Origin of the sequence: Pseudoponticoccus marisrubri, assembly GCF_001482405.1 — a bacterium.
GTDB classification, from domain to species: Bacteria; Pseudomonadota; Alphaproteobacteria; order Rhodobacterales; family Rhodobacteraceae; genus Pseudoponticoccus; species Pseudoponticoccus marisrubri.
The window spans coordinates 182,658-207,798 of sequence record NZ_LPXO01000005.1 but is presented as its reverse complement, the minus strand read 5'-3'; the positions used below and the strand labels follow the sequence as shown (position 1 = coordinate 207,798).

Annotated in this window: 23 protein-coding genes; 12 read left to right on the top strand and 11 right to left on the bottom strand. The window is 68.5% G+C overall.

Annotated elements, in window-relative coordinates:
* Positions 1 to 5: 5 nt before the first annotated feature.
* From AVJ23_RS10655 to AVJ23_RS10615, 9 genes are all read right to left on the bottom strand, one after another.
* Positions 6 to 758: an SDR family NAD(P)-dependent oxidoreductase gene (locus AVJ23_RS10655; protein ID WP_058862174.1), complete on the bottom strand. Its 753-nt coding sequence runs from the start codon at positions 756 to 758 to the stop codon at positions 6 to 8.
* A gap of 58 nt (positions 759 to 816) precedes the next feature.
* On the bottom strand, positions 817 to 1,965 hold the full coding sequence (locus AVJ23_RS10650; RefSeq protein WP_058862173.1) for a M24 family metallopeptidase: 1,149 nt from the start codon (positions 1,963 to 1,965) through the stop codon (positions 817 to 819).
* The gene (locus tag AVJ23_RS10645) at positions 1,941 to 2,951 is read right to left on the bottom strand and encodes an ABC transporter ATP-binding protein (protein ID WP_058862172.1); all 1,011 of its coding nucleotides are present in this window, start codon (positions 2,949 to 2,951) and stop codon (positions 1,941 to 1,943) included. The genes AVJ23_RS10650 and AVJ23_RS10645 overlap by 25 nt, the downstream gene beginning before the upstream one ends.
* Positions 2,948 to 3,925 (bottom strand): ABC transporter ATP-binding protein, encoded by a 978-nt coding sequence (locus AVJ23_RS10640; protein WP_084794475.1) that lies wholly within the window; start codon positions 3,923 to 3,925, stop codon positions 2,948 to 2,950. Before AVJ23_RS10640 ends, AVJ23_RS10645 begins: the two co-directional genes overlap by 4 nt.
* A 2-nt stretch (positions 3,926 to 3,927) precedes the next feature.
* Positions 3,928 to 4,815, bottom strand: coding sequence for an ABC transporter permease (locus AVJ23_RS10635; RefSeq protein ID WP_058862170.1), 888 nt, complete (start codon positions 4,813 to 4,815; stop codon positions 3,928 to 3,930).
* Positions 4,812 to 5,789: an ABC transporter permease gene (locus tag AVJ23_RS10630; protein WP_058862169.1), complete on the bottom strand. Its 978-nt coding sequence runs from the start codon at positions 5,787 to 5,789 to the stop codon at positions 4,812 to 4,814. Before AVJ23_RS10630 ends, AVJ23_RS10635 begins: the two co-directional genes overlap by 4 nt.
* A gap of 22 nt (positions 5,790 to 5,811) precedes the next feature.
* Positions 5,812 to 7,419 (bottom strand): ABC transporter substrate-binding protein, encoded by a 1,608-nt coding sequence (locus AVJ23_RS10625; protein ID WP_084794473.1) that lies wholly within the window; start codon positions 7,417 to 7,419, stop codon positions 5,812 to 5,814.
* Positions 7,420 to 7,559: 140 nt separating this feature from the next.
* Entirely contained in the window at positions 7,560 to 8,999 is a 1,440-nt protein-coding gene (locus AVJ23_RS10620; protein ID WP_058862167.1) for an NAD-dependent succinate-semialdehyde dehydrogenase, read from the bottom strand.
* Positions 9,000 to 9,090: 91 nt separating this feature from the next.
* Positions 9,091 to 10,209: an NAD(P)/FAD-dependent oxidoreductase gene (locus tag AVJ23_RS10615; protein WP_058862166.1), complete on the bottom strand. Its 1,119-nt coding sequence runs from the start codon at positions 10,207 to 10,209 to the stop codon at positions 9,091 to 9,093.
* 96 nt (positions 10,210 to 10,305) lie between these two features.
* Here AVJ23_RS10615 and AVJ23_RS10610 point away from each other — a divergent pair, with 96 nt between their 5' ends.
* From AVJ23_RS10610 to AVJ23_RS10590, 5 genes are all read left to right on the top strand, one after another.
* A complete protein-coding gene (locus AVJ23_RS10610; RefSeq protein WP_058862165.1) occupies positions 10,306 to 11,136 on the top strand; it encodes a sugar phosphate isomerase/epimerase family protein in 831 nt (276 codons plus the stop codon).
* Between the two features lie 13 nt (positions 11,137 to 11,149).
* Entirely contained in the window at positions 11,150 to 12,088 is a 939-nt protein-coding gene (locus AVJ23_RS10605) for a dihydrodipicolinate synthase family protein (RefSeq protein WP_058862164.1), read from the top strand.
* Positions 12,085 to 13,188, top strand: a complete 1,104-nt coding sequence (locus tag AVJ23_RS10600; RefSeq protein WP_058862163.1) for an NADH:flavin oxidoreductase/NADH oxidase — start codon at positions 12,085 to 12,087, stop codon at positions 13,186 to 13,188. The genes AVJ23_RS10605 and AVJ23_RS10600 overlap by 4 nt, the downstream gene beginning before the upstream one ends.
* A 73-nt stretch (positions 13,189 to 13,261) precedes the next feature.
* On the top strand, positions 13,262 to 13,948 hold the full coding sequence (locus AVJ23_RS10595; RefSeq protein ID WP_058862162.1) for a glutathione S-transferase family protein: 687 nt from the start codon (positions 13,262 to 13,264) through the stop codon (positions 13,946 to 13,948).
* Positions 13,949 to 14,035: 87 nt separating this feature from the next.
* Positions 14,036 to 15,277 (top strand): GAF domain-containing sensor histidine kinase, encoded by a 1,242-nt coding sequence (locus tag AVJ23_RS10590; protein ID WP_058862161.1) that lies wholly within the window; start codon positions 14,036 to 14,038, stop codon positions 15,275 to 15,277.
* Between the two features lie 6 nt (positions 15,278 to 15,283).
* Here the strand turns inward: AVJ23_RS10590 and AVJ23_RS10585 are convergent, their stop codons facing one another.
* Positions 15,284 to 16,045, bottom strand: coding sequence for an SDR family NAD(P)-dependent oxidoreductase (locus AVJ23_RS10585; protein ID WP_058862160.1), 762 nt, complete (start codon positions 16,043 to 16,045; stop codon positions 15,284 to 15,286).
* Between the two features lie 84 nt (positions 16,046 to 16,129).
* Here AVJ23_RS10585 and AVJ23_RS10580 point away from each other — a divergent pair, with 84 nt between their 5' ends.
* The 3 genes from AVJ23_RS10580 to AVJ23_RS10570 are packed head-to-tail and all read left to right on the top strand — an operon-like array spanning position 16,130 to position 19,820.
* Entirely contained in the window at positions 16,130 to 17,065 is a 936-nt protein-coding gene (locus AVJ23_RS10580; RefSeq protein WP_058862159.1) for a 3-hydroxyacyl-CoA dehydrogenase NAD-binding domain-containing protein, read from the top strand.
* Positions 17,062 to 18,705 (top strand): 2Fe-2S iron-sulfur cluster-binding protein, encoded by a 1,644-nt coding sequence (locus tag AVJ23_RS10575; protein ID WP_058862158.1) that lies wholly within the window; start codon positions 17,062 to 17,064, stop codon positions 18,703 to 18,705. Before AVJ23_RS10580 ends, AVJ23_RS10575 begins: the two co-directional genes overlap by 4 nt.
* The gene (locus AVJ23_RS10570; RefSeq protein ID WP_058862157.1) at positions 18,702 to 19,820 is read left to right on the top strand and encodes an NAD(P)/FAD-dependent oxidoreductase; all 1,119 of its coding nucleotides are present in this window, start codon (positions 18,702 to 18,704) and stop codon (positions 19,818 to 19,820) included. The genes AVJ23_RS10575 and AVJ23_RS10570 overlap by 4 nt, the downstream gene beginning before the upstream one ends.
* 16 nt (positions 19,821 to 19,836) lie before the next feature.
* Here AVJ23_RS10570 and AVJ23_RS10565 read toward each other — a convergent pair whose 3' ends face one another.
* Entirely contained in the window at positions 19,837 to 20,688 is an 852-nt protein-coding gene (locus AVJ23_RS10565; protein ID WP_058862156.1) for an IclR family transcriptional regulator domain-containing protein, read from the bottom strand.
* A gap of 167 nt (positions 20,689 to 20,855) precedes the next feature.
* Here AVJ23_RS10565 and AVJ23_RS10560 point away from each other — a divergent pair, with 167 nt between their 5' ends.
* The 4 genes from AVJ23_RS10560 (at position 20,856) to AVJ23_RS10545 (ending at position 25,141) form a co-directional block, all read left to right on the top strand.
* The gene (locus AVJ23_RS10560) at positions 20,856 to 22,193 is read left to right on the top strand and encodes an ABC transporter substrate-binding protein (RefSeq protein WP_157772660.1); all 1,338 of its coding nucleotides are present in this window, start codon (positions 20,856 to 20,858) and stop codon (positions 22,191 to 22,193) included.
* Positions 22,194 to 22,271: 78 nt separating this feature from the next.
* A complete protein-coding gene (locus AVJ23_RS10555) occupies positions 22,272 to 23,189 on the top strand; it encodes a carbohydrate ABC transporter permease (RefSeq protein WP_058862154.1) in 918 nt (305 codons plus the stop codon).
* Positions 23,186 to 24,013, top strand: a complete 828-nt coding sequence (locus tag AVJ23_RS10550) for a carbohydrate ABC transporter permease (protein WP_058862153.1) — start codon at positions 23,186 to 23,188, stop codon at positions 24,011 to 24,013. The genes AVJ23_RS10555 and AVJ23_RS10550 overlap by 4 nt, the downstream gene beginning before the upstream one ends.
* A 27-nt stretch (positions 24,014 to 24,040) precedes the next feature.
* Positions 24,041 to 25,141 carry an ABC transporter ATP-binding protein gene (locus AVJ23_RS10545; protein WP_367576927.1) on the top strand — a complete coding sequence of 367 codons (1,101 nt, stop codon included), beginning with the start codon at positions 24,041 to 24,043 and terminating at the stop codon, positions 25,139 to 25,141.

Here is a 25,141-nt window from a genome sequence, read left to right as displayed (position 1 = left end):
CGCGCTCAGGCCAGCCCGGCCTCGACCGGCAGGCAGACGCCGGTGATGCCGGCAGCCAGCGGCGAGGCCAGGAAGCAGGCGGCATGGGCCACGTCCGTCTCGGTCGCCAGCCGCCCCAGCGCGGTCTGGCCCTGCAGGGCGGTGATTGCTTGCTCGGCCGGCGTGCCGCCCGCCGCGGCGCGGCTCTCGATCCGGCCACGCAGCGCGTCGGTCAGGATAGGTCCCGGGGCCAGCGCGTTCACGCGCACCCCGTCGCGGCCCATGTCCAGCGCCGCGGCGCGGGCGAGCCCCAGGACGGCGTGCTTCGTCGCGGTATAGAGCGCCTGGTCGGGATGGGCGGTATAGCCATTGATCGAGGCCATCAGCACCGCCGAGCCCTGCGATGCTTTCAGGTAGGGCGCGGCGCATTTCAGGCTCAGCGCCACGCCGCGCACGTTCAGGGCAAAGACCGCGTCCCATTCGCCCATCTCAAGTGCCGCGATCCGGCGCCAGGGCGGGACCCGTCCGGCATTGGCCACCAGGATGTCCAGCCGGCCCAGCCGGTCAAGCGCCGCGGCCAGCTCGGCCTCGGCCCCCGGCGCGGTCAGGTCGAGGGCGATGCCCTGCCAGTCGCCGGGCAGCGCGGCCGCCTCCAGCGCCTCGGGCAGGTCCAGCACGCAGATCGCGGCGCCGGCCTGTGCCAGCGTGTCGGCAATCGCCCGGCCCAGCCCGCGCGTGCCCCCGGTGACCAGGGCCATGCGGCCCGTCAGGTCGATCATCTGCACCCCCCGCGTTGCTATGGCAGCGCACGCCCCGGACAGGGCGCGCGCAACGTGATCATTCGATGACGATCAGCTCCTGGAAGCCCGAGGTCAACGCCTCGCCGCCGCCCGGGCGGGCGACGATGCAATCCTCGACCCGCGCGCTGAAATCCATGTCGCGGAAGATCGACGGCTCGATGGTGAAGACCATGCCCTCGCGCACCTCGGTCGTGTCGCCCTTGGTCAGGAAGGGCGGCTCGTGCACGTCCCAGCCGATGCCATGGCCCAGCCGGTGGCGGAAATCCTTGCCATAGCCGGCCTCTTCCAGCACGTCGCGGGCGGCCTTGTCGACCTGCTCGCAGGTGACCTCGCCCGCCTTCAGCGCGGCGATGCCCGCGGCCTGGCTTTCCATGACCAGCTTGTGCACCAGACGCTGCTCCTCGGTCGGTGCGCCGAAGGCGATGGTGCGGCCGAAGTCATAGCACATGCCGTCCAGCACCGCGCCGAAGTCGAAATTGACCGAGACCGGCTTGTCGAGCTTGCGCGGCCAGGTGCCCAGCTTGTCACCGAAGCGCAGCGCGTGATCGGGCCCGGAATTGTAGAGCGAGGTGGTGAAGGACGGACCCAGCGAGCCATGGGCGCGCATCTGGTAGTCGATTTCCGAGCTGATCTCGAGCTCGGTCATGCCGAACTTGAGGTTCTTCACCGTGGCGGCAAAGGCCTTTTCGGTGATCTCGCCGGCACGGCGCAGCAGGTCGATCTCGTCCTGGTCCTTGATGACACGAATGGGGCGCAACAGCTTGGTGCCATTGGCGAAACGCACGCCGGGCAGCAGCTTCTGCAGCTCCATCAGCGCCTCGGCCTCGCCATCCTCGGAAACGGCCACCGTGGCGCCCTCGCCGATGCCCAGGTCCTTGAGGATGCCGCTCACCATCTCGACCGGGTCATCCCAGTCGCCCAGCACGCGGGTGTCCACGCCCTCGATCGCGCCGGCGCTGCCGAACTCGGCGGTCATGCGCGGCAGGGTCAGGACCGGCTGGCGGCCCGGGGCGATCCACATGCCTTCCAGCCAGTGACCGGGATGCAGGTTGCGGCCATAGTTGGGGATGTCGCGGTGGATGCCGGTGAGATAGTCCAGATCGGTGCCGATCGGGAAGAATACCAGGTCTGCCTGTCCGTCGATGCTGTTGCAAAACCGGGTCATCCGGTCCGAGTAGCTGGCCAAGGGGGCTCTCCTTCTTTGGTCATCGTTTCGGCGTGGTGGCAGGCGGCCTGCCGACCATCACCCATGTCACGCAAGCCGGGCCGTTCGGTCCGGCAGAGCTCGGTCGCCATGGGGCAGCGCGGGTGGAAGGCGCAGCCCGAAGGCGGGTCGAGCGGTGAGGGAATGTCGCCCTTGATCGGCGCATAGACGGCGCGGCGGCGGTCCAGCCGCGGCACGCCGGCGATCAGGGCGCGGGTATAGGGATGGGCGGGCGTGTCGAAGATCCGGTCCACGGGGCCCATCTCGACCACGCGGCCAAGATACATCACCATCACCCGGTCCGAGATATGCTCGACCACGCCAAGGTCATGGCTGATGAAGAGGTAGGTCAGGCCCAGCTCGTCGCGCAGGTCCATGAACAGGTTCACGATCTGCGCCTGGATCGAGACATCGAGCGCGCTGACCGCTTCGTCGCAGACCAGGATCTCGGGCTTGACGGCCAGCGCCCGTGCGATGCTGACACGCTGGCGCTGCCCGCCCGAGAAGGCATGCGGAAACCGGTCGGCATAACCGGGGTCGATGCCGCAGCGCTCCATCAGGTCCGAGACATAGGCCTCGACCTCGCCCGGGGCGGCCAGCCGGTGCACGCGCGGCGCCTCTCCGATCAGGCTTTTCACCCGCTTGCGCGGGTTCAGCGAGGAAAACGGATCCTGGAAGATCATCTGCATGGGCAGCGCAGCGCCCGGCATCTCGGGGCGGTGGATCGTGCCGGTCGTGGGCTCCAGCAGCCCCGCCACCATGCGCCCCAGCGTGGACTTGCCGCAGCCGCTCTCGCCCACCACGCCCAGCACCTCGCCCGCGTGCAGGTCGAAACTGACATCGGCCACCGCCTGCACCACCGCCGGCGGCGGGGCCAGCCCGATGCGGCGCAGGCCGCGCGTCACCAGATCCCCGGACGAGCCGAAGCTGCGCCCCAGATCGCGGACCGAAAGGACGGGATCGCTCATGCCGGCACCTCCTGCCCCAGCGGGTGGATGCAGCGGACCGCGCGCGCTTCGTTGACAGGTGTCAACGGCGGCATGGTTCCGCAGGCGGCGGTTGCGCGGGCGCAGCGCGGGGCAAAGGCGCAGCCCGGCGGCAGGTCGGTCAGTGCCGGCATGCGCCCGGGGATCTGCTGCAACCGACCGCCACGTTGCCCCGGCACCGGCACCGAGGCGATCAGCCCGGCCGTGTAGGGATGGGCCGGCGCATCGAGGATGTCGTCCACCGGCCCTTCCTCGACGATGCGGCCGGCATACATGACCGCGATCCGGTCGGCGAGCCCGGCCACCACGGCCAGGTCATGGCTGATCCAGATCAGCGCCGTGCCCCGGTCGCGGCAGAGCCCCTGCACCAGCGCGAGGATCTGGCCCTGGATCGTGACATCGAGCGCGGTGGTCGGTTCGTCCGCGATCACGAGGTCGGGCTGGTGCAGCAGGGCGATGGCGATGGCCACGCGCTGGCGCATCCCGCCGGACAGCTGGTGCGGATAGGTGCGCAGCCGCGCCTCGGGGGCGGGAATGCCCACCTCGTCCAGCGCGGCGATGGCGCGGGTGCGGATCTCGGCATCCGAGAGCCGTTCGTGCGCCAGCAGCGCGTCGCGGATCTGGGTGCCGATGCGCAGCACCGGGTTCAGCGTCATCATCGGGTCCTGGAAGATCATCGCGATCTTGCGGCCCCGCAGGCGGCGCATCTCGGGCTCGGAGAGCGGCAGGATGTCCTGCCCGTGCAGCCGCACCTCGCCGGCCGTGACCCGCCCCGGCGGGCTGATCAGGCGGTTGATCGAGAAGCCGGTCAGCGACTTGCCCGACCCGCTTTCACCGACGAGGCCCAGGATCTCGCCGCGCGCGACGCTCAGGGACAGGTCGCGCAGGGCGTGGATCGTGGCGCCGGGCGTGACAAAGCTGGTCTGCAGCCCGCAAAGTTCCAGTACGGGGGTCATCGTCAAAGCCTCGGGTTCAGCACGTCGCGCAGCCGGTCGCCCAGCAGGTTGACGCTGATGATGATGGCCAGCAGCACCAGCCCCGGCAGGACCGAGATCCAGTAGCGGCCGGATTGCAGGTAATCGAAGCCGTTGGCGATCAGGAGCCCCAGCGAGGGCCGGGTCGGCGGCAGGCCGAGCCCGAGGAAGGACAGCGTCGCCTCGAGCGAGATCGCCATGGCCATCTGCATGGTGGCGACCACCAGCATGGTGGGCAGGCAGTTGGGCAGGATGTGGCCCAGCAGGATGCGGATACCGCCCAGCCGCAGCCCGCGCGCCGCCTCGACATAGTCGCGCGCGCCCTCGACCAGCGCCACACCGCGCACCGTGCGGGCGAAATAGGCCCATTGAACGACGACCAGCGCAAAGATGATCTTGTCGACCCCGCGGCCAAGGATCACCAGCAGGATCAGCGCCACGAGGATGGTGGGAAAGCTCAGTTGCAGGTCCACGATGCGCATCAGCACCGTGTCGACCCAGCCGCGGCGATAGGCGGCGATCAGCCCCACGACGGTGCCGAAGGCCAGCGCCAGCAGCCCCGACGCCAGCCCCACCACCAGCGAGATGCGGATGCCGTAGAGCATGGCCGAGAGCATGTCGCGCCCCTGCCCGTCGGTGCCCAGCCAGTAGGTCATGCCGGTGAAGCTTTCCGAGCCCGGCGCCATCAGGCTGTCGAGGATGTCGACCTGGCGCAGGTCATAGGGGTTCTGCGGCGCGATCCAGGGCGCGCCGAACCCCGCGATGCAGAAGCCGGTGAAGACCACCAGTGCGATCACCGCACCGGGATCGGACAGGAAGCGGCGCGTCAGGTCGCGGGCCGAGCCGGCGGCGGGGGCGGTTGCGGTGCTCATGCGCGGCCTCCGCCAAGACGGATGCGCGGGTCGAGCAGCGAATAGAGGATGTCGACCAGCAGGTTCAGCGTCACGAACATGAAGACGACGCAGATCAGGTAGGCCACGATCAAGGGCCGGTCGAGCACGGCGATGGCGTCGATCAGCATCTTGCCCACCCCCGGCCAGGAAAAGATCGACTCGACCACCACGGCAAAGGCGATGACCCCGCCGAATTCCATGCCCAGAACGGTGACGATCGGGATGAGGATGTTCTTGAGCGCATGGGCCCCCAGGACGCGGCGTTCGGGCACGCCATTGGCGCGGGCGAACTTGATGTAATCGGTGAACATGACCTCGCGCATGCCGGCCCGGGCCAGCCGGATGACCATGGCCATCATGATCAGCGACAGGGTGAAGGCCGGCATGGCCAGGTGGTGCAGCCCGTCCAGCGTCAGCAGGCTGGTCTCGACAAAGCCGAGATCGACCGTGTCGCCCCGCCCCACCGAGGGCATCCAGCCCAGCTGCACCGAGAAGGTCAGGATCATGATGATCCCGATCCAGAAGACCGGCAGCGAGAAGGCCACCATGGAAAAGCTCATGACCAGCTTGGCGCCCCATCCATCGGGGCGCAGCCCGGCATAGATGCCCATGGGCAGGCCGACGACCAGCGCCAGCACCAGCGCCGCGAAGGCCAGCTCCAGCGTCGCGGGCAGCCGTTCGAAGATCAGGTGCAGGGCGGGCACGCCATGGGTGAAGCTCTTGCCCATGTCGCCCTGCGCCAGGTTGCCGACAAAGGTCAGGTACTGACGCCAGATCGGCTGGTCCAGGCCAAGGTCGGCGATGATCGCCGACAGGCAGGCCTGGTCGCATTCGGACGAGGCGAAGATGTAGACCGGGTTGCCGATCACGTTGACGCCGAAGAAGACGAGCAACGTCATCACGGTCAGGACGAGCAGGGCCTGAAGCACGCGTCGGATGATGTATTCGGCCATTCTCTTCGCCTCGCCGCTGGGGTCACTCGACCCGGTGGATCTCGGTCGCGAGCGTGCGCTCGTTGGTGCGCGGCTCGTGTTCGAGACCGGACCGCATGGCCCAGTTGTTCACCTGGAAGTGCAGCGGGATGTAGGCATAGTCCTCCATGCCGATCCGGATCGCCTCCTGCAGGATCTGCAGCCGCTCCTCGGGGTCGATGGTGCGCTTGGCCAGCACCGACCGCGCGTCGATCTCGGGGTTCGAGTAGCGCCCGAAATTGCCGTTCCCGCCACCGGTCGCGGCGTTGTAGGTCTCCAGCGTGCCCGAGACGGTATAGGTCGCCTCGCCCGCCACGGTGCCCCAGCCGGTCATCGACATCGAGAACTCGGGCACGTCGAAGCCCGGCATCGACAGCTCGTCGCCGCGGATCAGCCGCGAGAAGAAGATGTTGCGCGGCATGGCGTCGACCTCGGTGGTGATGCCCACGCGGCTCCACATCTGTGCCACCGCCTCGAGGATGCGGGCATCGTTGATGTAGCGGTCATTGGGGCCGTGCAGCGTGATGCGGAACCCGTCGCCATAGCCGGCCTGCTCCAGCAGCGCCTGCGCCTGTTCGGGATCGTAGGGATCGGCTTCCAGCTCTTCGACGTAACCGAAGAAGCCCGGCGGCACGATGTTCTTGGCGGGAAGCGACGCACCGCCCATGATCCGGTCGCGGATCGCCTCGCGGTGGATCGCCAGGCTCAGCGCCTTGCGCACGCGCCAGTCGCGCAGCGGGTTCGGCACCATGACGTTGCCGTCATTGTCGGTGATGAAGGGCTCGACATGCTTGTAGCCGGGCATCAGGTAGATCAGCCGGTCCGACGGGATCGTCGAGACGGTGAAATCGGGATCCTCGCGCAGCTGCGGCAGGTCCACGGTGGGCGGGTAGTCGATGATGTCGACGTCGCCGTTCAGCAGCGCGGCCAGCCGCGAGGCATCCTGCGTGACCGGGCGGAACACGACCTGGTCCCACTCGACCTCGCCGCCCCACCAGTTGTCGTTCTTGACCAGCGTGACGCTGTCGCCGGGGTTGAACGTGTCATACTTGAACGGGCCGGTGCCGATCGTGGCGGTGCCATTGTTGAAATCGACCGATTCCGTGGCGCCGGTCGCGGCATGCTCGGCCACGATGGGCAGCATGGCCAGGTCCTCGGCCACGGTCGGATAGGGCCCGTCGGTGGTGATGTGCACCGTCAGGTCGTCGATCTTGGTCCACTGCTTGGAGCCCTTGTCCAGCTGGAAGGCCGGCGAGGCGGGCGCGCCCGAGATCCCGGCCTTGAGCCGGTCGAAGGTGAAGATCACGTCATCGGCGGTGAAGGCTTCGCCGTCATGCCACTGCACGCCCTCGCGCAGCTTGAATTCCCAGGTGGTGTCGTCGAGCGGCTGCCAGGACACAGCCAGGCCCGGGATCGGCTGCGAGGCGCTGTCCAGCGCGACCAGCTTCTCGAAGATATGCTCGTGCACCTGCACATCGGCGGACAGCTGGGTCCAGTGCGGGTCGAGCGAGCTGGCCTCGGAGCGCACGCCGATGGTCAGCACCTCCTGCGCCCAGACGGGCGCAGCCGTCATCATTGCGGCGCACAGCGCGCCGGTCATCCACTGTCTCATGGATCATCTCCTTGTCGGGTGGCGACGCCGCGGACGCGGCGCCTCTTGGCCGGAACGGTTAAACCCGTTCACTGTTGTAAAACTTTTTTAACGCGCTTTTCTTGATTCGGTCCAGAAAATTTCACAGGGCGAACATTCGTTCACATACCGCCGATGCAGCTGTAGCGCGTCTCGAGATAGTCCTCGAGGCCCTGCCAGCCGCCCTCCTTGCCGGTGCCCGATTGCTTGAGCCCGCCAAAGGGGATCTCGGGCGTGACGATCAGCACCTCGTTGATGCCGATCAGCCCGTATTCCAGCCCGTCCTGCAGCCGGAAGGCGCGGCCCAGATCGCGGGTGTAGGCATAGGCGGCCAGCCCGTAGATCGTGTCATTGGCCATGGCCAGCACCTCGTCCTCGGTCTCGAAGCGGTAGACCGGGGCGACGGGGCCGAAAATCTCTTCCTGCGTGACACGCATCTCGGGCGTGGCGCCGGCGATCACCGTGGGCGCGTAGAACAGCCCGCCGCGGTCATGCGGGGCGCCGCCGGCCAGCACGCGGCCGCCCTTGTCGACGGCGTCCTGCACCAGCTCCGAGATCTTCTCGAGCGCCGGGGCATCGACCATCGGGCCCTGCTCGGCGCCCTCGTCCAGCCCGGGCGCAACCTTGAGCGCGCGGGCCCGCTCGGCCAGCCGTTCGACGAAGGCGTCGTAAATGCCCGCCTGCACGTAGACCCGGTTGGAACAGATGCAGGTCTGCCCGGCATTGCGGAACTTGGCGATCATGGCGCCCTCGACCGCGCGGTCTAGATCGGCATCGTCGAAGACGATGAAGGGCGCGTTGCCGCCCAGCTCCATGCTGACCTTCTTGACCGTGTCGGCCGCGCCGCGCAGCAGTTGCCGCCCGATCTCGGTCGAGCCGGTGAAGGTGACCTTGCGCACCTTGTCATTGGCCATGATCTCGCCGCCGATCTCGCGGGCCGAGCCGGTGAGGATATTGACCACGCCCGGCGGAAAGCCCGCTCGTTCGGCCAGCACGCCCCAGGCGATGCCGCTATAGGGCGTGGCGGTGGCCGGCTTGACCACCACCGGGCAGCCCGCGGCCAGCGCGGGGCCCAGCTTGCGGGCCAGCATCGACGAGGGGAAGTTCCACGGCGTGATGGCCGCGACCACGCCCACCGGGTGCTTGGTGGTCATCAGGCGCCGGTTCGGCCAAGGCGAGGGGATCACTTCGCCCCGGGCGCGCCTTGCCTCTTCGGCGAACCACTGGACATAGGCGGCCGAGGACAGCACCTCGGCGCGGGCCTCGGCCAGCGGCTTGCCCTGTTCCCGCGTCAGGATGCGGGCCAGCTCGTCGGCATGTTCGGTGATCTCGGCGGCCAGTGCCCGCAGCAGTGCGGCGCGCTCGGTCACCGTCTTGGCAGCATAGGCCGGGAAGGCGGCATGCGCGGCCTCGATGGCGCGGCGCGTCTCGGCGGCACCCGAGGCGGGCACCTGCCCGATCACCTCGCCGCTGGCCGGGTCCGTGACGTCGATCACCCCGCCATCATCCGCGCCGATCCAGTCCCCGGCCACCAGGTTGGCCTGCCGCAGCAAATCCGACATCTGTCCCGTCCTTGTCGCAATAATCGTACTTTTGTTCGTATAGCGCACGATTCGCGCGTATGGCAACAGAAGTTCGTGATGCGAACGGAAATCAGAGGGAAAACGGCGCCAGATCGACCTCCGGTGCCTGCCCGAGCGCCAATGCCGCGATGGCGCGCGACACGGCCGGCCCGGCGGTAAAGCCCATCCACGGGAAGAGGTTCAGGAAGAAACCGGGGACCTGGGGCACCTCGCCCAGCACCGGGCGCCAGTCCGGCGTGCCGTTCACCATGGCCGCCCAGCTGCGCACGATCTGCACCTCGCCCAGCCCGGGCACGAGGCGCTGCGCCAGCGCGAGGTTGCGCAGGACCGAGCGGTGATCGACGACCGGCCCGCCGCGCATCCGCGCGGGCCAGCCGCCCCCGATCAGGAAGCCGCCCTCGATCGCCTGTTTCAGCGTCAGCTTCTCGGAGGTGAAATAGAGCAGCCAGGGCAGCAGCGGCGGGCGCTTTTCCGTCACGCAGACCTGGATCGCATGCGCCTCGATCGGAACATGCACGCCGACCAGCTGCGCGACCTCGGCCGCATGGGCCCCGGCGGCATTCACCACGCGCGCGACATGCACCGTCTCGCCGCCCGCGGTGACCGCAAACCCGCCCGGCTCACGCGCGATGGCCGTCACGGGGGCGTTGCGGCGCAGCGCGGCCCCCGCGGCGCGGGCGCGTTTCAGGAACAGCGGCGCGATGCGGAACGGATCGGCCTTGCCCTCGATCGGGCAGAAGGCGCCGCCCGGGAAGCCCGCCGTCAGGAAAGGTGCGCGTTCGGCCAGGTCATCGGCATCCCACAGGTCGATCTGCAGCCCCTGCGCCTGCTCGATGGCGGATTTCTCGCGCAGCATCTCCATCTCGTGCTCCGAGCCCGCCACCATCAACCCGCCCTTGGCGACAAAGCCCAGATCGCCGCCCAGCTCGTCTTCGAGCCCTGCCCAGAGCCCGATCGATTCGATGAAGAGCGGCAGCACCTCGGAATAATGCCGCGCCCAGTCGGCGCCGAGATGGCGGAACGGGTCGAACGGGATCTGCGCGTGGATCGAGCCGGCATTCGAGCCCGACGCCCCCAGATTGACGTCGCGCCGCTCCAGCAGGATCACGCGCGCCCCGGCGCGCGCCGCGTAATAGGCCGTCGCCGTGCCGGCCAGCCCGCCCCCGATGATCGCAAGATCGTAGCGCATGAATGCAAAAACCCCGTTGAACCGCCATTTGCGTTCGATATACTAACTTTTGTCCGCATAATGAACATACTGAATTCACCGACACGGAGGTTTCCCATGGCACTCGAGGTCGCCGCCAGCACCTTTCCCTTCCTCTACTCGCATGGCGGGCTCGACTCGCTGCGCCACATGCAGGGGCTGGGCTATACCAAGTTCGAGCTGATGATCTTCCCGCCGCATTGCTGGCCCGCGGATCTGAGCCCCTCGGACGTCAAGGAGTACAAGGCGTGGCTGGATGGCGAGGGCACGCAGATCACCTCGTTCTGCTACCCGCTCATCGACAACAACCCCAACGCCCCCGACCGGCTGATGCGGCAATACACGATCGACCGCTACCGCGAGGCGGTGGCCCTGTCGGCCGCGCTGAACTGCCCCTACGTGGTGATGATCCCCGGCGTCTATGGCGGTCTGATCGACCCGCCCAAGGCCTGGCTGGACGACTGGTTCGTCGAAAGCGCGCAGGCCGTGGTCGAGTATGCCAAGGGCGCGGGCATCCGCATCCTGCTGGAAAACGTGCCCTTCACGCACCGCCCCTCGACGCAGGACATGATCGATCTGTGCGAGAAGATCGGCGATATCGGGGTGAATTTCGACGTCTGCAACGCGGCCTACATCAAGGAGGACGTGGGCGACGCGATCCGCCTGCTGGGCGACCGGCTGGAGAACGTGCACATCTCGGACACGCCGGCCGATGTCTTCAAGCATGAATGCCTGGGCACCGGCATCGTCGACCCCGCGCCGGTGATGAAGGCGCTGCAGGATATCGGCTATGACAAGATGACCGTGCTGGAAATCATCGCCGATGCCAACGATCCCGCCAACGACCCCGATGGCGACTACCGAAAATCCCACGCCATCCTGGCCGAGCACGGCTGGGCGGCGCTGTAACCCGGAGACCGACATGAAAGAGTTCCGCGGAAGCTATTCCGTCAACGTCACCCCCTTCACCGAGGATGGCGGCGATATCGACCTTGCGGCCAACCGCCGCTTCATCGACTGGCAGATCTCGCAGGGCGTGCCGGGGATCATCATCCTGGGCACCTCGGGCGAGTTCCTGACCGTCACCGATGACGAGCGCCGCCGCTACATCGAGGACACGGTCGCCCATGTGGACGGCCGCATCGACGTACTGGTGGGCGCGGCCAACGCGCATTCGCCCACCGCGGCGCGCTATGCGCGCGAGGCACAAGAGGCCGGCGCACAGGGGCTGATGATCATCCCGCCCTATTACTACACCCCCACCGAGGACGAGATCGTCGGGTATTACGACACGATCACCCGGACCTGCGACCTGCCCATCATGCTCTACAACAACCCCGTCACGTCCAACGTGGACATGTCGGCCAAGCTGGTGGCGCGGCTCACGCGCGAGTTCGACACGGTGCGCTACATCAAGGAAGCCTCGATGGACGTGGCCCGCGTCTACGACATCATCGAGGAGACCGAGGGCGTGATGAACGTCTTCGCCGGCGAGCGGATCGTGGAAAGCTTCCTGCTGGGGGCGGTGGGCTACGTGAACCCGTTCGGCAACTACATCCCGCGCGCCTCCACCCGGATCTGGGACCTGCTGGTCGCCGGCCGGATCGAGGACGCCAAGCGCATCCAGCGCCACATCACGGTGATCGAGCATGTCATCGCCGAGGGTCACCCGACCTACGGGCACCAGTGCTATTCCAAGGCGCTGGCCGCCAAGGCGGGCTACCCGGTGGGCGACGTGCGCCCGCCGCTGACCACCTTCGCCTCGCTGGGCGCAGAGGACCTCGCCAAGGCCGAGCGGCTCAAGGGCATCATGGACGAGCTGGACCGCCTGATGGACGAGCTGGAAAGCAAGGCGGCATGAGCGAGCTTCCCCTCTTCACGCCCTTCACCCTGCGCGGCACGACCTTTCCCAACCGCATCATGCTGGCACCCATGTGCCAGTACCAGGCGGTGGACGGCGTGCCCAATGACTGGCACCGCGCCCATCACGGGCGCTATGCCACCTCGGGCGTCGGCTCGGCCGTGGTCGAGGCCACGGGCATCAGCCCCGAGGGCCGGATCAGCCCCGGCTGCACCGGCATCTACAATGATGCGCAGGTCGCCGCCTGGCGCGAGATCACCGCGCTCTATCGCGCGCAGGGCATCCCGATCTTCGTGCAGATCAACCATGCCGGGGCCAAGGCCTCGACGATGCGGCCCTGGGATGGCGGCGGCCCGCTGGACCCCGCCAGTGCCGAGCCGCCCTGGCAGACCGTGGCGCCCTCAGCCGTGCCCGCGCGCGACGGCTGGCACACGCCCAAGCCGCTGGAGACCGACGAGATCGCCGGCATCGTGCAGGATTTCGCCCGCGCGGCGGAACGCGCCATGGAGGCCGGCTTCGACGGGGTCGAGATCCACGGCGCGCATGGCTACCTGCTGCACGAGTTCATGTCGCCCTATTCCAACCGGCGCGACGATGCCTATGGCGGCCCGGTCGAGAACCGGATGCGCCTGCCGGTCGAGGTCGCCCGCGCGGTGCGCGCGGTGCTGCCCGAGGACAGCCCCCTGCTCTACCGCGCCTCCTGCGTGGATGGCGAGGGCGGCGGGCTGACGCTGGACGACACGGTGGCGCTGGCGCATGCGCTGCAGGCCGAGGGGGTCGACATGATCGACGCCTCGGGCGGCGGCATCCCCGCCGGCATGCGGCTGGCCCAGCAGAAGCCCGAACCCGGCTTCCAGGTCCCCTATGCCGAGCGCATCAAGCGCGAGACGGGGCTGGCCACCGCCGCGGTGGGCATGATCACCGAGCCCGCGATGGCCAATGACATCGTGGCCGAGGGCAAGGCCGACCTGGTGGCGCTGGCCCGGGGCATGCTGCGCGATCCGGCCTGGCCCTACCACGCCGCCCAGGCGCTGGGGCATCCCGAGCCGGCCTCGATCCTGCCCAAGCTCTACGCATTCTACCTCAAGCTGGCCTCCTGAACGGGGCCGGCCCTTTCGGCGGCGCGCCTGCATGGTGCGCCGTCCTTCTTTCCGACACATGGCAGGAGCCAAGATGATCCGGTTCTTCTACAACATGGCGCCCAACCCGATGAAGGTGGCGCTGTTCCTCGAGGAAGCCGGGCTCGACTACGAGCCCGTCCCCATCGACACCCGCAAGGCCGAACAGCATACCGACACGTTCAAGGCGCTGAACCCCAATGCCAAGCTGCCGGTGCTGACCGATGGCGAGACGGTGGTCTTCGACAGCAATGCCATCCTTCTCTATCTCGGCGAGAAGACGGGGCAGTTCATGGGCGCGCCCGACCAGCGCGGCCAGTTGCTGTCCTGGATGATGTTCGTGGCCTCCGGGCTGGGCCCGTTCTCGGGACAGGCGGTACATTTCCGCAATTTCGCGCCGGAAAAGCCGCCCTATGCGGTCAAGCGCTACGATTACGAGGCGCGCCGTCACTGGCAAGTGGTCGAGGACCGGCTGGCGCAGGGCCCGTGGATGATGGGGGAAGATTATTCCATCGTCGACATGGCCGTCTGGGGCTGGGGCTCGCGGCTGACCTACATGCTGGGCGATGACAATATCATGGAGAAATACCCGAATCTCGACCGGCTGATGAAGGCCATCGACGCCCGTCCCGCCGCTGATCGGGCGCAGGCGCTGAAGGATCATCACCAGTTCAAGGCCGAGTTCGACGAGGTCGCCATGCGCTCGCTCTACCCGCAGATCTTCGCGCCCGACCCGGTCTGACCCGGGCGCGCTTGCCCCGGATGCGCAGCCCATGCTACGCCCCGGGTCAGGCGGGACATTCTGCCGCAGCCCAGGGCGAGGAGAGCGATGGTCGCTGAACGAACCGATCCGGTGGTCCTGCAGGATCACAAGGCCTTCCTTGCCCGGGCGCATGACTTCCAGGCCGATATCGAGACCTTTGCCGACAGCGAGCTGGTCGGCACCATCCTCGAGACGGTGATGATGGCGACCGGCATGCGCTTTGCCGCCGTGGCCCGCGTGACCGCGGATCGCTGGGTCGCCTGCCGCACCGTGGACGAGGTCGAGTTCGGCCTGCAGGCCGGGGACGAAATCGAGATCCGCTCGACCTTCTGCCAGTCGGTGCGGGACACGGCCGAGAAGGTCCTGTTCAACGATTCCACCACCGACGAGATCTATGCCCACCATCCCATCGCGGTGAAATTCGGCATTGCCAGCTATGCCTCGATCCCGATCTACCGCAGCGATGGCAGCTTCTTCGGCACGCTCTGCGCCATTGACCGCGAACCGCGCGACATCAAGCACCCGCGCGCCGTCAAGATGCTCGAAATGTTCGCGGACATCATCGGCCAGAGCCTCGAGGCCGCCGAGCGCCTTGAGGCGCAGGAGCACAATCTCGAACACGAACGCCGCATGACACAGGTGCAGGAGGAGTTCGTCGCCGTGCTGGGCCATGACCTGCGCAACCCCGTGGCCGCCTTCGGCGCCGGTCTGCGCCAGCTGGAGCGCGAGCCGCAATCCGACCGGGCGCGCACCCTGCTGCCGCTGATGAAATCCTCGCTCTACCGGATGAACGAGCTGATCGACAACGTCATGCTGCATGCCCGCTCGCGGCTGGGCGCCGGCATCCGCATCGACCCCGTGTCCGACGCGCCGCTGGCCCGGGCGATCACACAGGTGGTCGACGAGATCCAGGTTGTCACGCCCGAGCGGCAGATCACGCTGGAACTGGCACTCGACCGCCCGGTCCGCTGCGACCCGGCGCGCATCGCACAGGCCGTGTCGAACCTTGTCTCGAACGCGGTGCGGCACGGCTCCGAGGGCCATCCGATCGTGGTGCACGGCCATGCCGCCGGCGATCACGTCGCGATCACCGTGGCCAATCACGGCGCGCCGATCCCCGACGAAAGCCGTGCCGAGCTGTTCACCCCGTTCCGTCGCGGCGCGGATGCCGAGGGGATGAGCCTCGGGCTGGGGCTGGGCCTTCATATCGCGGCCTCGATCGCGCAGGCCCATGGTGGCGATATCGGCGTGACCTGCCGGGACGGCATCACCGCCTTCGAGATCCGCCTGCCGCTCGCCCCGGCCTGACGGGCCTCAGCGGATGTAGCTGGCCCCGTTCACGTCCAGCGTGGCACCCGACAGGTGGCGGCAGCGCCCCGACAGGCAGAAGGCGGTCAGCGACGCGATGTCCGAGGGCGGCACGAACTCTCCCATGGCCAGCCGGTTCTCGACCACGTGACGGCCGCCCTGGCTCTCGGCGAAATCGCGGCTCATCTTGGTGTCCACCACGCCCGGCGCGATGATGTAGGTGCGGATGCCGTCCCGCGCATAGCCCGTGGCCACGGTCTGCAACGCCGCCTTGAAGGCCGCCTTGGACGCGGCATAGCCGATGGTCTGCGGGTTGGTCACACCCTTCTGCGCCGCCCAGCTGGAGATGCCGACGATCTCGCCACCGCCGCGCGCGCGGAAATGGCGCACCGCCTCGCGCAGCAGCACCGAGGCCGAGAAGACATTCACCTGGAAGGTCTCGGCCCAGACACGGTCCCACTCCTCGGGCGCGTCGTCGATGCCGCCCGCGAAATGCATGACCGCGGCATTGTTGACGATCCCGTCGAGGCCTCCGGTGCGGGCCACCGCCTCGGCGAACATCGCCTCGGCGCCGCCGGGCTGAGCCAGGTCGCCCTGCAGCAGGATCGCGCGCTCTTCGGGCACGCCCTCCAGCGCCGCCGCGGCGCCGTCGCGGTCGCGGCCGTAATGCGCCACGACCCGCGCGCCCTGCGCGGCCAGCTCGCGGGCGATCTCCTGCCCGATCCCCTTCGACGCCCCGGTCACCAGCACCGTCCTGCCCTGCAGCATCCGCCCTCTCCTTCCGGGCGCCCTTGACGCCCTGACATGTTTCGCACAAATGTTCACATATCGAACACGACGGAGTCGGGCAACATGAATGACGCGCAATCGGTCCTGATCCTCGGCGCCGGGCCCATCGGCAGCGGCTTTGCGGCGGCCTTCCTCGCGGCGGGCTTCGCGGTGACGCTCTGCGACCCGGCCGAGGGCGCGCGCGCCGCCGCGCCCGGGCTGGTCGACCGGCATGGTCAGGCCATGGCGCTGGCCGGGATGGCCGTGCCGCAGGGCCCTGCCACCGTGATCGCCGCCCTGCCCGAGCAGATCGACGCCGCCCTGGTGATCGAGGCCGGCCCCGAACGGCTGGAGGCCAAGCAGGCACTGTTCCGCGACCTGCTGTCCCGCAGCGACACGGCGCTGATCGCCACCGCCTCCTCGGCGATCCCGGTCTCGCGCATCTTGCCCGACCCGGCCGAGCAAGCGCGCTGCCTCGTGGCGCATCCGGCCAACCCGCCCAGTCTGCTGCGCGTGCTGGAACTGGTCCCCGCCCCGGGCACCTCGGCCCACAGCATGGACCGGGCCGAGGCGCTGTTCCGGCAGGGCGGCTTCGACCCCGCGCGGCTGGGCCACGAGGTGCCGGCCTTCGTCTTCAACCGCCTGCAATCGGCGCTCCTGCGCGAGGCCTACCGGCTGGTGGACGAGGGCGTGATCGGGGTCGATGCGCTCGACCGTCTGGTGCGCGACGGGCTGGGCCCCCGCTGGGCGCTGTCCGGCCCGTTCGAGACCGCCGACCTGAACACCGCCGGCGGGGTGCGCGGCCATGCCGAGCGTCTGGGCCCGGCCTATGCCGCCATCGGCCGCGACCGGGGCGAGCACGCCCCCGACTGGCCGCCCGCGCTGGTCGACCGGGTCGAAGCCGAGCGCCGCGCCGTCCTGCCCGAAGACGCCCTGCCCGCCCGCCGCGCGTGGCGCGAACAGGCGCTGGCGCGGCTGCTGGACGCGCGGCGCGACATCCTGCAAGGGACCGACGCATGAGCCTGCGATTCACCTTCGACGGGGAAGAGATCACATGCCCCGAGACCGCCTCGGTCGCCGCCGCGCTGACCGCCGCCGGGCACCGTGCCTTCCGCCAGACCGACCGCGACGCGCGGCGCGGGATCTTCTGCGGCATGGGCGTCTGCCAGGACTGCCTCGTCACCGTGGACGGCCGGCCCAACCAGCGCGCCTGCATGACCCCGGCCGCCGAGGGGATGCGGGTCGAGACTCAGGCCGCACGCCCGCCGCTGACCCCGCCCGCCACGCGGAGCCTGACGCCGCAGCGCCTGACCCCCTCGGTGCTGGTCGTGGGCGGCGGCGCGGGCGGCCTGTCCGCCGCCATCGCCGCGCGCGAATGCGGGGCCGACGTGGTGCTGCTGGACGAGCGCAAGGTGCCCGGCGGGCAGTATTACAAGCAGCCCGCCGATGCGGGCACGGCCCCCATGGATGCCCAGCAGGCGGAGGGGCGCGCGCTGGTGCGTGCCGCGCTCGAGGCCGGCGTCACCATCCTCGGCCAGACCGAGGTCTGGGGCGCCTTCGACGGCCCCGAGATCATGGCCACCGCGCCCGACGCGGTCTATGCCATCCGCCCGCGGGCGCTGATCGTGGCCACCGGCGCCTATGAGCGCCCCGCGATGATCCCCGGCTGGACCCTGCCGGGGGTGATGACCGTGGGCGCGGCGCAGACGCTCTGGCGCAGCTATGCCACCCTGCCGGGCAAGCGCGTGGCGCTGTTCGGCAACGGCCCGCTGGTGGCGCAGGTGGCGCTGGAACTGGCGCAGGGCGGCGCCGAGATCGTACGCCTGGCCGAGGCCGCCCCCGCCCCGTGGCGACAGCCCGGCGCCGCGCTCGACATGCTGCGGCGCGACCGGGCGCTAGCGGTCAAGGGGCTGCGGATGCTGGCCGGGCTGCGCGCGCGCGGGATCACCCCGCGCCACGGCGCCCTGCCCCGCGCCATCACCGAGACACCCGACGGGCTGGAGGTCACCTATACCGTCGGCGGCACCGAGCACCGCGTCACCGCGGATGCGGTCTGCCTGAATTTCGGCTTCCAGCCCTCGAACGAGATCCTGCGCCTGCTGGGCTGCGCGATGAGATACGACACGCGTTTCGACCAGCTGCGCGTTACCCGGTCGGACAGCTGCGAGACCTCGGTCCCGGGCGTCTATGCGATCGGCGATTGCTGCGGGCTGGGTGGCGCACCCGCTGCCGTGACCGAGGGACGGATCGCCGGGCGGGTCGCCGCCGGCAGCGCGCCGCGGGCCGAGGATCACCGGCAGCTGGCCCGGCACCGCGCCTTCCAGGATGCGCTCTGGCGGGTCTACGCGGCCGAGCTGCCCCACCCCGAGGAGGCCCCCGCCCAGACCCATGTCTGCCGCTGCGAAGAGGTCACCAAGGCCCAGCTGGATCAGGCGCTGGCGAATGATCCCACCGATATCGGCGCGCTGAAACGCGCCACCCGGATCGGCATGGGCCGCTGCCAGGGCCGCTACTGCGCCCCGGCCGTGGCGGGCATCATGGCGCGCCGGCAGGGCCGCCCGCTGGAGGACCTGTCCTATTTCGCGCCGCGCGTGCCGATCAAGCCGGTGGACATCGCCGCCATCACCGCCGCCGAGGCGCTGCTGGACGACACCGAATGACCGACCTGCTGATCATCGGCGGCGGCATCACCGGGCAGGTCGCGGCCCTGACCGCGGCCGAGGCCGGCGCCCGCGTGACCATCGTCGATGCCGAGCGCAATGCCGGGTCCCATGCCAATGCGGGCAGCCTGCACGTGCAGATGCAGAGCCGCTTCCTGCGCCTCAACCCGCACCTGGCCGAGAACCTCGAAAGCTCGCTGCCGCTCTACCTGTCGGCCGTGACGGAATGGGAGGCGCTGGATGCGCGCCTTGGCGGGGTGGAGCTGACCCGCGAAGGCGGGCTGATGCTGGCCGAAAGCGCGGCGCAGCTGGACTTCCTGCACGAGAAGGCCGCGCGCGAGGCCCGCAAGGGGCTGGATGTCGAGATCCTGGACCGGGACGCGCTGCACCGGATCGCGCCGTGGCTCTCGCCCCGCATCCAAGGCGCCGAGCTCTGCCGGAACGAGGGCAAGCTCAACCCGCTGGTCGCCAACCGCAAGATGCGTGCCCTTCTCGACGGGCTGGGCGTGCGCTTTGTCCATGACCGGATCACCCGGATCGAGGATGGCGCGCAGCCCGTGGCCGAGGGGGGCGAACGCTACCGGGCCGACCGGATCCTCGTGGCCGCGGCCTGGGGCGCCGCGGCGCTGGCCGGCCCGCTGGGCCTGCGGATCGAGACCCCGCCCGAGCCGCTGCACATGAACATCACCGAGGCCGGCGACTACCGCATCCACCATCTCGTGCAACATGCCGAGCGGCCGATCACGCTCAAGCAGTTCCGCTCGGGGCAGGTGGTGATCGGCGGCGGGTGGGAGGCCAGTCTCGCCGACCGCGACGGCCACGCGCCGCGCATCCGCAAGCCGAGCCTGCTGGGCAACGTGGCGCTGGCGGCACAGATCGCGCCGGGGATCGGCGGGCTGCGCGTGCTGCGCACCTGGGCGGGCTACAACACGCCGGTGGACGGCAAGGCCACGATCGGCCCGGCGGGGCCCGACAGCCGGGTCTTCCTCGCCCTGCCGGGGGATGCGGGCTATACGCTGGGGCCCGTCACCGGGCGCAGCGCCGCGGCGATGGCCATCGGCTCCACGCCACCGATCGACCCCGCCCCCTTCGACCCGGCGCGCTGGCGCGCGTGAGCGCGGCCCCCGGCCCTCAATGGGCCAGCGATTTCTGGATGTCGTCGGCGGTCTCGCGCAGCTTGGGCAGGTAGGTCTCGATCATCGTCTCGCGCGTGGCCCGGATCGAGGGCACGGCGATGTTGATCGAGCCCGCCAGCACGCCCGAGCGGAACTTGAGCGGGATCGCGATGGAGAGCAGCCCCTCTTCCAGCTCCTGGTCGACCAGCGCCCAGCCCTGGTCGCGCACCTGTTCGAGGATCCCGCGCAGCTCGGCCTTGTTGGTCACGCTGTGCTGGGTGCGCGGCATCAGGCGGGCATTGGCGATGATCCCGTCCCAGTTCTCTTCCGGCTGCAGCGCCAGCAGCACGCGGCCATTGGCGGTGTAGAAGGCCGATTGCCGGCTGCCCACCGTGATGCCCACGCTGATGATGTTGTGCGCCTGCACACCGGCCACGTAGACCACTTCCAGCCCGTCGAGGATCGCCGCCGTGCAGCTTTCCCCGGTCTGCTCCGACAGCCGCTCCATGAAGGGGCGGGCGCGGTCCCAGATGCCAATCTTGGACAGCACCGAAAAGCCAAGGTCCAGCACCTTGGGGGTCAGGTCGAACAGCTTGCCGTCGGTGACGACATAGCCCTCCTTGACCAGCGTCAGCAGGAAGCGGCGCGCTGTGGCGCGGCTCATCCCCGTCTCGACCGCGACCTCGGAGAGGGTCATCTTCTTCGAGGTGCGGCTGAAGCTCGACAGGATCTCGAGGCCCCGCGACAGCGAGCTGACGAAATCACGGCTGGACAGCTTGTCCTGCTCGTCGCCGGCTTCGGCGGTCACGGTGCCCAGCCGCGTGTCGCTGGTGGCCTGGACAGGGGTGGTCTTTGCAGGTTTCGCCATCTGACATCCCATTCCTTGTGCGCGATCCGAACTATCACCGCCAATGCGGCAGCGGAACCCGGCATCTCCCCCGGCCCGCCCAAAAAACACTTGCGATTCGAGATTCGGCTCGCCAATAATACGAACATATGTTCGATATGCGAACATTGCCAACAGGGGAGTGTCACATGACCACCAATAAAGGAATGAACGCGGGCCTGCCGCGTCGCTCGGTTCTGACCGGAATGGCCGCGGCCGGTGCCGCCGCCCTCATGCCGCGCCGCATCCAGGCCCAGGAGCAGATCACCCTGCGCTGGTGGTCGCCGCAATCCTCGCCGGAGCAGCTGGCCGCCTACCGCACCCAGATCGCCAATTTCGAAGCCCTGCACGAGAACGTCAAAGTCGTGTTCGAGCGCACATCGGACGAAGGCTATGCCCCTCAACTCGCGGCCGCTTTCGCCAGCGGCGACGTGCCGAACATCGTCACGCACCTGCCCAGCTTCGCGGTGTCCAACTACTGGCGCAACGGGCTGCTGGAGCCGTTCAACGATGTGATCGAGATGATCGGCCCAGAGAAATTCTATGACGGCGTCAACCGCATCTACGAGATCGATCAGGGCCAGTATGCCGGCACCTCGATCGGCAACTCGGCCGCCAACATGATCTGGCTGCGCCGCGACCTGATGGAAAAGGCCGGCATCGACAAGAACCCGCGTACGTGGGACGAACTTCTGTCCGCCTGCGAGGCGATGCAGGGCGGCGGCATCTACGGCGCGCCCCTGCCCTATGGCCGCAATTCCATGACCACGCTGATCTTCATCGGCGTCATCCACCAGGCCGGCGGCATGGTTTTCAGCCCCGATCTCGACGTGGCCATCGACAGCCCCGAGACGCGCGACGCGCTGGAATTCTACAAGGCGATGCGCCAGTACTGCCCGCCGGGCGCCACCAATTACAGCTGGGGCGACAGCCTGACGGCCTTCGTCTCGGGCGCCTGCGCCACCGGCATCTATACCGGCCGCGTGCTGATCAACGTCGCCAACCAGAACCCCGGCATCGCCGAGCACGTGACCTGCGATCTCTACCCGACCAAGTCGGCCGATATCGCGCCCTGGACCTTCAACGACTTCCCCTCGGTCTTCATCCCGAAACAGGCCGGCAACATGGAGGCGACCAAGCAGTTCGCGGCCTTCCTCTATGACCCCGAGGGCTACATCCAGCAGCTGCACGCCGCCCCTGGGCACGTGCTGCCGGTGCTCAAGACCATCTCGAACGATCCCGCCTACCAGGACAACGAGATCATCGAGACCTACAGCGAAGAGGTCGAGCTGATGTCCTCGGCCGCGGCCAACGGCTTCAACCTCGGCTGGGAAAGCACCGAGCACCAGCCCAACACCAAGGCCGGCGAAGTGGTCAATTCCGGCGTCATCGCCGAGATGGTGCAGCGCGTCGTGCTGAACGACGAGAACGTGGATGCCGTGCTGGGCGAGACCGCCACGCGCATCGAAGAGATCATGGCCGGCTGATCTCCCCGATCCAGCCATGATGACCCTGCCCGGCGGCTGTCCTCCTTGCCGCCGGGCGCCTCCTGACCAGGACGTTCCATGACCGCCATCGCAACCGATCCCCCCCGCAGCGCGGTGTCCTCGCCGCTGGAACGGGCCTATGCCCGTCTCGGCGTGCTGCTCATCGCGCCGACCATCCTCGTCTTCACGCTGGTCATCGTCTACCCGCTGCTGGCGGCGATCTACCTGTCGGTCTTCTCGATCTACACGCCCACGCTGCAGGGCGGCTTTGTCGGGGCCGACAACTATGTCGAGCTGCTGACCGGCAAGGCGTTCTGGAATTCGCTGCGCGTCACGCTGATCTGGACCGTGGGCACGCTGACCCTGCAGATCGTAGCGGGCGTCGGGCTGGCGCTGCTGCTGCACCAGAACATCTGGTTCCGCTCGCTCGCGCGCAGCCTTGTCCTGTTTCCCTATTTCCTGTCCACCGTCGTCGCAGTGCTGGTCTGGAAATGGCTGTTCAACGATCTCTACGGCGCGCTCAACCACGGGCTGATGCAGCTGGGGATCATCGACATGCCGCTGGACTGGCTGGGCTCGATGCCCAACGCGATGATCGGCGTGATCCTCGTGGGGGCGTGGAAATACTTCCCCTTCGTCGTCATCGCCGTGCTGGCCCGCCTGCAGACCATCCCCGAGAACCTCTACGAGGCGGCGCGGATCGACGGCGCGGGCCCCATCGCGCGGTTCTGGGACATCACCCTGCCGCAGCTGCGCTCGGTCCTGACGGTCATCATCCTGCTGCGCGCCATCTGGGACTTCAAGGAATTCGACCTGCTCTACCTGCTGACCGGCGGCGGGCCGGTGACCTCGACCCAGACGCTGTCGCTGCTGGTCTACCAAGAGGCCTTCGGCCTCAACCAGATGGGCCAGGCCGCAGCCTATTCCGTGGGCATGATGCTGGTGATGCTGGTCTTCATGGTGCTCTACATCCGCCAGACGAAGGAGAAGGCATGAAACTCCTGCGCCCCGTCCTTCTGAACGTCTTCACATGGTCGCTGGTCTTCCTGATCGCCTTCCCGCTGGTCTGGATGATCGTCACCTCGCTGAAGCCGCAATCCGAGCTGTTCCGCATCCCGCCGACCTGGATCCCGGAATCCGTCACCTTCGAGCATTACTGGCGGCTGCTGTCGGAAACCCCGTTCCTGCGCTACTTCCGCAACTCGGTGGTGCTGGCCACGACGACGACGCTGTTCGTCGTGGCGCTGGGGACGCTGGGGGCCTACAGTCTTGTGCGCTTCACCTATCGCGGCCGCGAGACGCTGGCCCTGCTGGTGCTGTTCACCTACCTGCTGCCCTCGGTGGTGCTGATCATCCCGCTCTACCTGATGATGGTCACGCTGGGGCTGTCCAACACGCTGTTCAGCCTGATCCTCGCGCATACGACCTTTGCCCTGCCCTACGCGCTATGGCTGCTGCGCAGCTTCATGGAGGGCATCCCAGAGGACCTCGAGAACGCCGCGCTGGTCGATGGTGCGACCCGCATCGGCGCCTTTCGCGACGTGATCTTCCCGCAGCTTCTGCCGGGCATCATCTCGACCGCGCTGTTCACCTTCATCCTGTCCTGGAACGAGTATCTCTACGCGCTGGTGCTGGTGAATTCCGACGCGGTCGCACCGCTGACCACCGGCGTGATGTCCATGCTCATCTCGGCGTTCAACATCGAATGGTCCCTGCTCATGGCGGCCTCGGTGATGATGAGCCTGCCGCTCATCGTGGTGTTCGCCTTCCTGCAAAGCTACCTGACCAGCGGCTTCGGCGCCGGCGGGGTCAAGGGCTGACGACCAAAGGAGCCTGACTTGGCCAACGTGATCTTCAAGGACGTCCACAAGAGCTTCGGCAGTTTCGTCGCGCTCGAAAAGCTGGACCTCGACATCCGCGACGGCGAGTTCGTCGCCCTGCTGGGCCCCTCGGGCTGCGGCAAGTCCACCACGCTGCGCATGCTGGCGGGGCTGGACTTTCCCACCAGCGGCGAGATCAGCATCGGGGGCCGGGTGGTCAACGACCTCGCCCCCGGCAAGCGCGACATCGCCATGGTGTTCCAGTCCTACGCGCTCTATCCCCACATGACCGTGGGCGAGAATATCGGCTACCCGCTGAAGAAACGCGGCATCAAGGGCGCCGCACGGGCCGAGGCCGTGCAGAAGGCGGCCGACCTGCTGCAGCTGGGCGCGCTCTTGGACCGCAAGCCCAAGCAGCTGTCGGGCGGCCAGCAGCAACGTGTCGCGCTGGGGCGCGCGCTGGTGCGCGAGCCGCAGGTCTTCCTGCTGGACGAGCCGCTGTCCAATCTCGACGCCAAGCTGCGCAGCTACATGCGCGCCGAGCTGATCGAGCTGCACCGCCGGCTGGGCAAGACCATGGTCTATGTCACCCATGACCAGCTGGAGGCGATGACCATGGCCAGCCGCATCGCTGTGATGCATGGCGGCCATGTCCAGCAGTTCGACACGCCCGACGCGATCTACAACCGCCCGGCCAACCGCTTCGTCGCGGGCTTCATCGGCACGCCGCCCATGAACCAGGTCGAGGGAACGGTCGAGGGCGGCGATTTCGTGATCGCCGGCCACCGCGTGCCGATCGACCGCACCGCCTATTCGGCCGATCTGCATGATGGGCCGGCCGTGCTGGGCGTGCGGCCCGAGGCGATCAGCATCGGCAGCGGCGAGGGGCTGCCCGCCACCGTGCGGCTGGCCGAGAATACCGGGCACGAGACCATCGTCACGCTGGAGCTGCCCGACAAGCGGCGCATCTCGGCCCGGGTCGAGGCCGCGCGCCGGCTCGACGTGGGCCAGCCGGTGGCGCTGCGTCTCGATCCCGCGGCGATCCACCTTTTCGAGGCGACCGAGAACGGTGCCCGCCTCAATCTCGATGACACGCCCGCCTCGGTGATTCCGATGCGGTCCACATGA